At 62.3% G+C, this 11132-nt stretch carries 11 protein-coding genes; 7 read left to right on the top strand and 4 right to left on the bottom strand.

All coding sequences use genetic code 11. The features are described from left to right. Positions 1-16 precede the first annotated feature (16 nt). Positions 17-643, bottom strand: coding sequence for a scavenger receptor class F, member 2 (locus tag ACR0LW_RS08825; protein WP_480882300.1), 627 nt, complete (start codon positions 641-643; stop codon positions 17-19). 73 nt (positions 644-716) lie between these two features. Between ACR0LW_RS08825 and ACR0LW_RS08820 the strand changes: the two genes are divergently transcribed. The 6 genes from ACR0LW_RS08820 to ACR0LW_RS08795 all read left to right on the top strand — a co-directional run bounded on the left by ACR0LW_RS08820 (position 717) and on the right by ACR0LW_RS08795 (position 8208). Beyond that, complete coding sequence (locus ACR0LW_RS08820) at positions 717-1481, top strand: uracil-DNA glycosylase (protein ID WP_480882420.1); 765 nt, start codon at positions 717-719, stop codon at positions 1479-1481. Continuing rightward, the gene (locus ACR0LW_RS08815; RefSeq protein WP_480882299.1) at positions 1481-2080 is read left to right on the top strand and encodes a metallophosphoesterase family protein; all 600 of its coding nucleotides are present in this window, start codon (positions 1481-1483) and stop codon (positions 2078-2080) included. Before ACR0LW_RS08820 ends, ACR0LW_RS08815 begins: the two co-directional genes overlap by 1 nt. Next, positions 2077-2697 (top strand): LysE family translocator, encoded by a 621-nt coding sequence (locus ACR0LW_RS08810; RefSeq protein WP_480882297.1) that lies wholly within the window; start codon positions 2077-2079, stop codon positions 2695-2697. The genes ACR0LW_RS08815 and ACR0LW_RS08810 overlap by 4 nt, the downstream gene beginning before the upstream one ends. Before the next feature lie 6 nt (positions 2698-2703). Next, entirely contained in the window at positions 2704-3246 is a 543-nt protein-coding gene (gene moaB, locus ACR0LW_RS08805; RefSeq protein WP_170522142.1) for a molybdenum cofactor biosynthesis protein B, read from the top strand. A gap of 106 nt (positions 3247-3352) precedes the next feature. Further along, on the top strand, positions 3353-4801 hold the full coding sequence (locus ACR0LW_RS08800; RefSeq protein ID WP_480882296.1) for an efflux RND transporter periplasmic adaptor subunit: 1449 nt from the start codon (positions 3353-3355) through the stop codon (positions 4799-4801). A gap of 5 nt (positions 4802-4806) precedes the next feature. Next, positions 4807-8208, top strand: coding sequence for an efflux RND transporter permease subunit (locus tag ACR0LW_RS08795; RefSeq protein WP_480882295.1), 3402 nt, complete (start codon positions 4807-4809; stop codon positions 8206-8208). On the opposite strand, the gene ACR0LW_RS08790 is transcribed toward ACR0LW_RS08795, so the two are convergent. Together ACR0LW_RS08790 and ACR0LW_RS08785 are read right to left on the bottom strand one after the other, a co-directional pair. Next, complete coding sequence (locus ACR0LW_RS08790) at positions 8205-8624, bottom strand: NUDIX hydrolase (RefSeq protein ID WP_480585580.1); 420 nt, start codon at positions 8622-8624, stop codon at positions 8205-8207. The genes ACR0LW_RS08795 and ACR0LW_RS08790 overlap by 4 nt on opposite strands. A 4-nt stretch (positions 8625-8628) precedes the next feature. Further along, the gene (locus ACR0LW_RS08785) at positions 8629-9441 is read right to left on the bottom strand and encodes a protein-disulfide reductase DsbD domain-containing protein (protein WP_170453186.1); all 813 of its coding nucleotides are present in this window, start codon (positions 9439-9441) and stop codon (positions 8629-8631) included. A 145-nt stretch (positions 9442-9586) separates the two neighbouring features. Here ACR0LW_RS08785 and ACR0LW_RS08780 point away from each other — a divergent pair, with 145 nt between their 5' ends. Further along, complete coding sequence (locus ACR0LW_RS08780) at positions 9587-10141, top strand: YqgE/AlgH family protein (RefSeq protein ID WP_170453185.1); 555 nt, start codon at positions 9587-9589, stop codon at positions 10139-10141. Here the strand turns inward: ACR0LW_RS08780 and ACR0LW_RS08775 are convergent, their stop codons facing one another. Next, complete coding sequence (locus tag ACR0LW_RS08775; RefSeq protein ID WP_480882294.1) at positions 10142-11089, bottom strand: L-threonylcarbamoyladenylate synthase; 948 nt, start codon at positions 11087-11089, stop codon at positions 10142-10144. Positions 11090-11132 lie beyond the last annotated feature (43 nt).

Raw genomic sequence — 11132 nt, 5'->3', positions numbered from 1 at the left:
CGCGGGCCAAGGCAACCTACGGATCAGACCCGTCGGGCAATATCTCGCATCCGCCTTCGGGCAGGCACCGTTCACCGGGTTTGCACCATTTGCCATAGCCGCAATCGACCGCCTTGACCGGGACACAGCCCTGATTTTTCGAGCATTTGAAGCCCGGGCGGCATTGCGACCCGGTTTTTTCGCATAAAAACCATCCGGCGCGGGAACATCCGCCCTGCGGCAGGCAGAACGACCCGCGCGCACAAATCCGGCCGTCGGCGCAGGGTTGCGGCAGGTTCAGATGGAGATCGGGCTGGATCGTCTCGCACTCTCCGCGCCCGTTGCAACGGCTGCCGCTTGGGCAATCCAGGCTTGAATTACAGGCGTTTGCGGCCTTTGGCGCACAGCGGGTGCTGCCCGGAACACAGCGTTCAAACGGGCCGCAGGACCGACCACCACCGCAATAGGTCCCGCCCAATGGGATGCAGTGCCCGTCAAAGCTGCATCTTTGCCCGGCCGAGCAGCACCGGCTGCCACATTGAAACTGTCCGCCCCGGCATTGCGTGCCACGGTCGAATAACTGCGCATCGGCCGGACCGCTGAGGGGGACCAAAAGAAAGGAAATCAAAAGGAATCGCAGGATCGACAACATGGTTGGCGTCATGGTCGGTGCGACCCTGCGCCGTGACAAGGTCTATTCGCTTTCCCTCAGTCAAAAGCTGGTTAGATTGAAAGGCATGGAATCGGGCTTGGACTATCATACCGCGCGGGCATTGCTGGATTGGCAGATCGAACTGGGCGTGACCGAGGCTATCGGGGACGCGCCGGTGGACCGTTACGCGTTGCCCGATACCGCCCCCAAGGCCAAGAAACCCGCCACTTCGCAGGCGGCCCCGGTCACGCCCAAGCAGGTCGATCCGGTCGCGATTGCGAAATCCGCTGCGCAGAATGCAGGCTCTCTGGATCAGCTACGCGCAGCGATGGAGGCGTTCGACCATTGCGAGTTGAAACGCGGTGCGCGCCAGTTGGTGTTTGCCGATGGTACGCCCGGCGCGCGGGTGATGATCATCGGCGAGGCTCCGGGCCGGGATGAAGATCGCGAGGGTAAGCCTTTTGTCGGTCGCGCAGGGCAATTGCTGGATCGGATGCTGGCGGCGATTGATCTGGATCGGCGCGAGAACGTCTATATCACCAATGTGCTGCCCTGGCGGCCGCCGCAAAACCGGGATCCCAAGCCGGAAGAGATCGGCATGATGAAGTCGTTTCTGGAACGCCATGTGGCGCTGGCCAAGCCCGAAGTGTTGGTGGTGATGGGCAATATCAGCTGTCAGGCGGTGCTGGGCAAACGCGGCATCACGCGGCTGCGCGGCAATTGGGATCAGGCGCTGGACCTGCCGGTGATCCCGATGTTCCACCCGGCCTATCTGCTGCGCCAGCCGCAGATGAAACGGCAGGCCTGGGCTGATCTGCTGGAGTTGAAAGCACGGCTGGGGGCAGGGTGATGCGGATTCTGGCCTTCTCGGACCTGCATATGGCGCGCAACCGCGCGGCCGAGCTGGTTGCGGCCAGTGCCGAGGCTGATCTGGTGATCGGGGCCGGGGACTATTGCAATATGCGGCAGCGGTTGGATGAAGCGATGCAGATGCTCTCGGGCATATCGGCACCATTGGTTCTGGTTCCCGGCAATGCCGAAAGCGCGGGTGAGTTGATCGATGCCGCCCCCGAAGGCGTGCATGTGCTGCACGGTACTGGCATGACCGTCGATGGGGTGCGCCTGTTCGGTCTGGGCTATGGCGTGCCGGTGACGCCCTTTGGCGACTGGTCCTGCGACCTGACCGAGGCCGAAGCAACTGAATTGCTGGATCGCTGCGACGGCGCGGATGTGCTGATCGTGCATTCGCCGCCCAAAGGCTATGGCGATACCACGTCGCAGGGCATCTCGGTCGGCTCGGTTTCGGTGCGCGATGCGGTGGAAAGACTACAGCCTGGGCTGGTGTTTTGCGGCCATATCCACGACAGCTGGGGCTATCGCGGCACACTGGGGCGGTCGCAGATCGCCAATTTGGGACCCAAGGCAAACTGGTTCGAGGTACCCTCATGATCGACACCGTCACGCTGCTGGCTTTTGTCCCGGCGGCCATGGTTCTGAATTTTACGCCCGGCGCGGATATGATGTTCTGTTTCGGGCAGGGGCTGCGTTCGGGCGCAAAACCGGCGCTTGTGGCCAGTGCAGGGGTCTCGCTGGGGCTGATGGTGCATGTGCTGCTGGCCGGGCTGGGTCTTGGGGCATTGGTGTCTTCAATGCCGTGGCTGTTCGATGTCATCCGCTGGATGGGCGTTGCCTATCTGCTGTATCTGGCATGGGGCGCGATCCGGAACGGTGCGGTCTCGGCAGAGGGGTCGGTCAGGCCGACCCGCATGGCCTTCCGCGATGGTTTGGTGGTGAACCTGACCAACCCGAAGGTGATCCTGTTTGTTCTGGCCTTCATCCCGCAATTCGTTGATCCCAACTCGGGGTCGATCCTTGCGCAGTTCCTGATCTTTGGCGTCATCATCGCGCTGGGCGGGTTTGTGGTGAACGGGCTGGTCGGCGTGTTCGCCGGAGGAGCGGGCAAGCTTCTGATTTCGAACCCGCGCGCCTCGCGCATCATGGGTTGGGTCACCGGAGGGATATTCATCACTTTGGCGGCCCGGCTGGCAATCATGGAAAGGGCCTGACGCTGCATGTCGCGCATCGATGAAAATATGGAGTTTATCCCGGTCCGCATTGCGGTGTTGACCGTGTCGGACACCCGTTCGCTGGACGAAGACCGCTCGGGCCAGACATTGGTGGACCGGATCGAACGGGCAGGGCATGTGCTGGCTGATCGTAAGATCATCCAGGACGAACGCGCCGAAATAGCCGCGCAGCTGCGGCTGTGGATCGGCGACCCTGAAATCGACGTCGTGATCTCGACCGGCGGCACCGGACTGACCGGGCGGGATGTGACGGTCGAGGCACATCGCGATGTTTATGAAAAAGAGATCGAGGCCTTCGGTACTGTCTTCACCATCATCTCGATGGAGAAAATCGGCACCTCGGCCGTGCAGTCCCGCGCCACTGGCGGGGTCGCCGGGGGAACCTATCTGTTTGCCCTGCCCGGCAGCCCCGGAGCCTGCAAGGATGCGTGGGACGGGATTTTGGAGAAACAACTCGATTACCGCCACCGCCCCTGCAATTTCGTGGAAATAATGCCCCGATTGGACGAACATCTGCGACGGAAGTAGACTGGTCCTACGTTCAAGACCTTATAACCGCTTTGTGGCTTGGCATATTTGGCGGTCCGGCTACATTTTGCACAAGGCAGCCCATTGCAACCCGGGGTAAGTGAGAATGCGTTTTCTAAGGCAAAGTCTTGTCGGTGTCTTTCTGGCGTCGCTGACGCTGGCTTTGCTGTTTGTGGCCGCGCAAATCATCTCTGGCGCGGTGCAGGACGTACTGACGCGCGAGAACGAACAACCTCAGGCGCGCGAGCGGGTTTTTGCGGTAACCGTCCGACAGGCCGAGCTTGAGACCGTCACCCCCTATCTGGAAGCGTTTGGTGAGGTGCAAAGCCGCCGCAGGCTGGAATTGCGCGCGGCGCTGGGCGGGCGCGTGGTTGCTCTGGCAGATGATTTTGAGGACGGAGGCACCGTCACAGCAGGCGAGGTTCTGGTTGAGCTGGACCCGGCAGATGCGCAATCTGCCTTGGATCGCGCCAAATCGGATTTGCTGGATGCCCAGTTCGAGGAACGCGATGCCGAACGCTCGCTGCTGCTGGCACAGGATGAGTTGAAATCGGCAGAGGCCCAGGCGGACCTGCGAGACCGCGCCCTGCAACGGCAACGCGATCTGGAATCCCGCGGTGTGGGGGCCACGGCCAGCGTGGAAGAGGCTGAATTGTCCGCTGCAGCCGCCCAGCAATCGGTTCTGGCGCGCCGCATTGCCTTGGCGCAGGCCGAGTCGCGCGTGGATCAGGCAACCACGCTGTTTGCGCGGGCACGGATTGCGCTGGAAGCAGCAGAACGCGATCTGGACGATATGACCATCCGCGCCCGGTTTGGCGGTACGCTGACCGATGTCACTTTGGTCGAGGGGCGATTGGTGTCGGCCAATGAAAAGCTGGCCGAGCTGGTGGACCCAAATGCTCTGGAAGTGGCGTTCAGGGTCTCGACGGCGCAGTTCGTGCGGTTGCTGGATGACACGGGCGCACTGATCGACGCGCCGGTGACTGTCTCGCTTGAGGTTACAGGGACTGACCTGACCGCTCAGGGCCGGATCAGCCGGGATAGCGGATCAGCCGGGGAAGGGCAGACCGGACGTTTGATCTTTGCCCGGCTGGACACCGTCTCGGGCTTCAAGCCGGGGGATTTCGTGACCGTGACCGTGCAGGAACAACCTTTGGATGCGGTGGTGCGTTTGCCATCCTCGGTTCTGGATGCGGCTGGAACGGTTCTGGTTCTGGGCGCAGATGACCGGTTAGAGGCGCTGCCGGTGCAGTTGATCCGGCGGCAAGGCGATGAGGTGCTGTTGCGCGGCGAAGGCCTGGAAGGCCGCGAGGTCGTGATTGGCCGGACGCCGCTGCTCGGCTCGGGCGTCCGCGTCCGCCCCTTGCGGGTGGAGGCAAATGCCGACGCGGATATGGTCGAACTGACGGACACGCAGCGCGCGCAACTCATGGCGCAGGTGGAAGCCAGCGAAGGCATGCCGCAGGACGTCAAATCGCGCATGCTGGGTCAGTTGGAGGCGGCGCAGGTCCCTGCCTCGCTTGTCCGGCGTATTGAAAACCGGGCCGGGGGCTAAGCGCCATGATGCGCGAGATCCCAAGCGCGGCCGGTGGCATCCTGAGTTATTTCACCCGACACCGGACGGTCGCCAATCTGCTTCTGCTGGTCATGCTGGTCTTGGGGGCCGCAGCGATCCCGAACATGCGCGCGCAGTTTTTTCCGGATGTCATTCTGGAACGGGTCGATGTGGCGGTTGAATGGGACGGTGCAGGCCCCGAGGATGTCGACAATGGTATCGTTCAACTGCTGGAACCCGAGTTGCTGGCGGTTGAAGGCGTCACCAGCACAATGGCCACCTCACGCGAAGGCTCGGCCAGCATCCGGTTGGAGTTCGAGCCCAACTGGGACATGGCCCGCGCCATCGAAGAAGTCCGCACCGCCGTGGACAGCGTCACCAACCTGCCGGTGGACGCCGAAGAACCCTCAATCCGGCGCGGCGCGTGGCGGGATCGCGTTACGGATGTGGTTGTCACGGGTCCGGTCGCGCCTGACCAGTTGGCGAAGTTTACCGATGAGTTGATAAACCGGCTGTTTGCGGTCGGCGTCACCCGCACCACGATCCGGGGGCTGGCGGCTCCGCGCGTTGTGGTCGAGGTGCCGACCGCTCAGCTGATCGCCAACGATATCGCTCTGGCCGATATCGCGACGGCCATCGCGGCCGAGGTCAATGCCAGCCCCGCCGGCGATGTCAGCGGGGCCAATGCCCGCATTCGGACGGGGGCCGAGAAACGCACACCGGAAGAGATCGAAGGCATCACGCTGCGCAATTTTGCGGATGGGTCCAAACTGCTCGTGGGTGATGTGGCGACGATCCGGGTCGAAGGGGTCAACCGCAACCGCAGCTACTTTGTGGGCGACAACCCGGCCATGTCCATCCGGGTGGATCGCTCGAATTTGGGTGACGCCATCGGTATCCAGCATTCGGTCGAAGATGTGGTCGCCGAAATGCAGGCCAGCCTGCCCGAAGGTGTCACGGTTGAACTGATCCGCACCCGCGCGCAGGCGATCACGGACCGGCTGGATATTCTGATCGACAACGGCCTTGTCGGGCTTGGGTTGGTCGTCTGCCTGCTGTTTTTGTTCCTCAACGCCCGGATCGCCTTTTGGGTGGCGGCAGGCATCCCGGTCGCGATGTCGGCTGCGATTGCCCTGATGTATCTGGGCGGTTTGTCGCTGAATATGGTGTCCTTGTTCGGCCTGATTATCACGCTGGGGATTGTCGTCGATGACGCGATTGTGGTGGGCGAACACGCCGATTTCCGTGCCCGCCGATTGGGTGAGCCGCCCATGGTTGCCGCTGAACGCGCCGCCCGACGCATGGCCATGCCGGTCTTTGCGGCCACGATCACCACGGTAATCGCCTTTTTCGGCCTGACCCTTGTGGGTGGTCGGTTCGGAGAGTTGATCCGAGATATTCCCTTTACCGTGATCGCCGTTCTGGCGGCCTCATTGATCGAATGCTTCCTGATCCTGCCCAACCACATGGCCCATGCCATCGCGCATTCGGCCAAGGAACATTGGTACGACCTGCCCAACCGGGTCGTAAACCGGGGGTTCCGCTGGGTGCGGGATCATCTGTTCCGGCCCTTCATCGCCTGGGTCATCTGGGCCCGGTATGTGGTCGTCGCCCTGATGATTGTGATTCTGGCCAGCCAGATTGCCCTGTTCATCCGGGGGGACGTGAACTGGCGGTTCTTCAACGCGCCCGAGCGTGGCTCGGTTACCGGCAACTTCATCATGGCCGAAGGCGCCACCCGCGCCGATACGCTGGAAATGATGCGCCAGTTGCAGCAGGCCACCGATGAGCTGGGACAGATTTACGAGGAACGCCATGGCCGCAACCCCATCGACTATGTTCTGGCCGAGGTTGGCGGCAGTGCCGGGTTTGGTCTGTCCGCCGCCGAGGGCAAGGACGACGATTTGCTGGGTGGTATTTCGATCGAACTGATCGACGCCGACCTGCGCCCCTATTCGAGCTTTGAGTTTGTGGGCGAGTTGCAGGAATTCGTGCCCCGCCACCCCAAGGTCGAATTGATCAGTTTCCGCGGCTGGCGATCCGGCCCCGGCGGTGATGCCATCGATGTGCAGTTTTACGGCTCGGACGTGAATACGCTCAAGGCGGCGTCAGAGGATCTGCAGACCGAATTGTCGAAATTCCCCGAGGTCTCGGCGCTTGAGGATAATCTGGCTTATGACAAGGAAGAATTCATTCTGGACCTGACTGCGCAAGGTCAGGCGCTGGGCTTCCGGATCGAAACCCTGGGACGTGTATTGCGCAACCGGTTGAACGGGATCGAGGCCGCAACCTTCCCCGATGGTCCCCGCAGTGCTGAGATCCGGGTGGAACTGCCCGAGGGCGAACTGACCGCCGATTTCCTTGAACGCACGCTGATGCGCACGCCGGATGGGGTGTATGTACCGCTGGCCGATATCGTCTCGGTCGAGCGGAAATCGGGCTTCTCGACCGTACGGCGTGAAAACGGGCTGCGGGTGATTTCGGTCAATGGCGACATATCCGAGGACGATCCGACCCGCGCGGCCGAGATCGAACGCGCGCTGAACGAAGAGATTCTGCCCAATATCGCCGCCGAACGGCAGGTCGAATGGCGTATGGCGGGCCTTAGCGAACAAGAGGATGAGTTCCTGTCCGAGGCGCGCACAGGCCTGATCCTGTGTCTGACCGGGATCTATCTGGTACTGGCCTGGGTCTTTGCCAGCTGGTCGCGGCCCTTGGTGGTGATGGCAATCATCCCGTTTGGCTTGGTGGGCGCGATCTGGGGGCACTACATCTGGGACGTACCGCTGAGCATGTTCACGGTTGTGGGTCTGCTGGGCATGACCGGGATCATCATCAACGACTCGATTGTGCTGGTGACCACCATCGATGGCCACCAGCAGGAACGCGGATTGGTGCCGTCCATCGTCGAAGGAACAGCGGACCGGTTGCGTCCGGTGATGCTGACGACCCTGACGACGGTGCTGGGGCTGACGCCTTTGCTGTACGAAGGCTCTCAGCAGGCGCAGTTCCTGAAGCCCACGGTGATCACTCTGGTCTACGGGTTGGGTTTTGGAATGTTGCTGGTTTTGGTGCTGGTTCCGGCCCTGCTGGCGATCCTGAACGACGTATCGCGTCCGATGACGGCCATGCGCCGCGCTGTCCGCGCCCCGGATCGGGTGATGCAGGGGGCAGTTGCCGCCACGGGCGCGGCGCTATTGTTCTGGTTTGCTGTGACAATGGTCTGGCCCGCGTTGACAGGCGCGCCGGTTGGTGCCCTGTCCGCCCTTTATCCGGGTGATGAAGGGGTGGCCGTTTTGAACATGGGGCTGGGCGCGTTTCTGGTTGGGGCGATCCCGATTGTCGTGCTCAGCTTTGTAGCCTCTGGGATGCTATATGCGCGGCTGAAAGATCGTGTTGGCCCTTAGCCTTCGCGCAGAGCATATTCCAGAAGTTGGGAAACCCGTGCGCTCATCGGCAGATCGCCCTGCCGTATTTGCTCAATCGGAAACCAGCGCGCATCCAGTGCATCATCGCCTGCGACCGGCGCGCCGGATTGATAGCGGCAGGCCACGCCGACCAAAAGGTAGTGGGAAATCACAAGGCCCGTTTCATCCCGCCGCAGCATGTCCAGATTGTCCAGATAATGCGTTGGCTGCGCAGTGACCGAGGTTTCCTCGAATAGCTCTCGTTGCGCGGCCTCCAAAACGGTTTCGCCCCATTCCAGATGACCGCCGGGAAAGCCCCATAATCCCCGGTCAGGCTGTTTGCTGCGTTGCACCAGCAGCACCTGGTCCTGATGCAGCACAACCGCCAGCGCGCCGATCTTCGGGGTTTGGGTCATGCGATCACCCAGCGGTGCAGCCCTGAATGTCCACGGCGTGGTTTGCGCCCAATACCGTGATCCGAATCTCGGACCGGTCCAGCGCAAAAGGCGCGCCAGAGGCATTGATAACCTCGGCAGTTGCGATCAGCGTGCCACCTTGCCGGACGGTTTTGGGCTGCGAAGCCCACAGCACCGGATTGCCGGGTTCTATCACCGCAATCTCTTGCCCACCCGCCGAAGGCATGGTGACGCGCGCTTCGATCTGCATGCCGTCCGCCGTTGGGGTCAAACTACACCGCGCAGCGGATACGTTGGCCTCACGCGCGGAAAACGGGCGCTGGGCCAGTGCTGCGGCGATGGCAGGGTTGCGGCCCGCTTCGGCATCCAGCGTGTGGTCGAAATCCAGCCGTTCGGGGATGCAGACATCCTTGCAGACGCCCAAATCCATCTCACCGCGCAGACGCACGGGCTTGGCCGGGTTCTTCGGCGTGATCTCGACCGGCAGAACCAGTTGATCCTCGTATCCGATAGATTGCAGGCCGTTCTGGTCAAACACATCGGGCGCGGGCCATGTGATTGACACATCGCCCACGTTGCGCGACCCGTTCCAGTCGAATTGCGGCGGAATGCCCGCATCGCCCGGTGCGCGCCAATAGGTCTTCCACCCGTCCTTCAAAGTCAGGCGCAAGGCCCCCATATAGGTCCCATTGGCGGTGCGGCCACCATCCAGAATGTCCAGCCTGACAACTCCGTCCAGCCCCTGCGCGGTGGCCGGAAAGATCATGCAAAAACAGGCCGCGATGGTGGCGGCAAGGGATTTCATCAGCGTGTTCATTGCCTATACATGCGCGGTGCGGCACGAAAATCCAAGTCACGTTCGGGTCACCTGACTGAAATCTGCGGAAAACCCCGCTGCCGACTTGCCAATCCCTGCGCCGCAGGGTCATTGTGAAGCTGAGTTGAAAAAGAGAAGCCACCCAATGGACCTGACCGGAAAACTGTTGATTGCGATGCCCGGCATGGGCGATCCGCGATTCGACCACTCGGTTGTCTATATGTGCAGTCATGGCGACGATGGCGCGATGGGTCTGATCGTGAACAAACCCTCGGACCTGCGGATCAAGGCCCTGCTGGGGCAGTTGAACATCGCCTGCAGTATCCCGATTGTGGGCGAGCGGCTTGTGCATTTCGGTGGCCCGGTCGAGATGTCGCGCGGCTTTGTCCTGCACAGCGCAGATTACGAGGCCAACCTGCATTCCATGCAAATCTCGGATGATTTCAGCATGACCGCGACGCTGGATGTGCTGGAGGATCTGGCCTCGGGCCGGGGGCCGCTGAATTCTGTGCTCGCACTGGGCTATTCCGGCTGGGGGCCGGGGCAATTGGAAGATGAGATCGCAATGAATGGCTGGCTGACGACCGAGGCGAGCTCGAAACTCGTGTTTGATGTGCCCGACGACGAAAAGTGGGAGGCCGCCTTGGCCACGCTGGGCGTCGATCCCCTGACCCTGTCGGCCAGCGCGGGCCGCGCCTGATCAGCTGTCGCGTGGGGCCGCGGCCCGGCGCAGGCGGTCATTGATCGCAGCCCCAAGATCATGGTCCGGGATCGGAGACACGGCAATCGGCCGGCCCGTTTCATTCAAGCTGTGCAGTGCCGCAAACAGGTTGGCGGCGGCCTCGGGCAAGTTTCCGGCTTCAGACAGGTTCAGATCGCAATCGACAGGGCCAAAGCCCAAAAGAACCTCATCGCCTTGCCTGCTCTGCGCGTTCAGGCGCACGGGCGCATCCGGGGCATAATGTGACTGCAATTGCCCGGGCGCGGTCAGCAGGTCGCCGGATTGGTGCAGGTGCAGGCGGGTGTTGAGGGCGGTCTCTACCGCTTCCAGCGCCACACCTCCGGGGCGCAGCAAGGTCGGCTCTCCGGCCAGCCCCACGATTGTGGATTCCAGACCCACGCCACAAGGGCCATCATCCAGAATGGCTGCGATCCGGCCTCCAAGGCCTGCACGCACATGCTGGGCAGTCGTCGGGCTGATTTGACCTGAGGGGTTCGCCGACGGGGCCGCGACCGGCCCGTCAAAGGCGGTCAGCAGATCGCGGGCGGTTTGATGCGCGGGCACCCGCACCGCCAGCGTGTCCAGCCCCGCCGTGACCAGTGAAGAAATCCCGTGCCCGTCGCGCAAAGGCAGAACCAGTGTCAGCGGGCCGGGCCAAAAGGCATTGGCCAGGGTTTCGGCGTGATCCGACCATTCGACAAACCGCCGCGCAGCCTCGGCCGAAGCGACATGGGCGATCAGCGGGTTAAAGCTGGGGCGGCCCTTGGCCTCGTAAATCGCGGCCACGGCCTCTCCGTTGCGGGCATCGCCGCCAAGGCCATAGACCGTCTCGGTTGCAAAGGCGACCAGCAGGCCCTGACGCAGCAGGTCAGCCGCGCGCGCGATGCCGTCTGGGTCTGCTGTCAGATCGAGAGTTGTGGGGATCATGTCTGGTGACGCCGCGTTTTGGTTGCTTGCAACATAAGGACAG

This window comes from Ruegeria sp. N4 (genome assembly GCF_056531425.1).
This window is presented reverse-complemented; position numbering and strand designations above follow the sequence as displayed.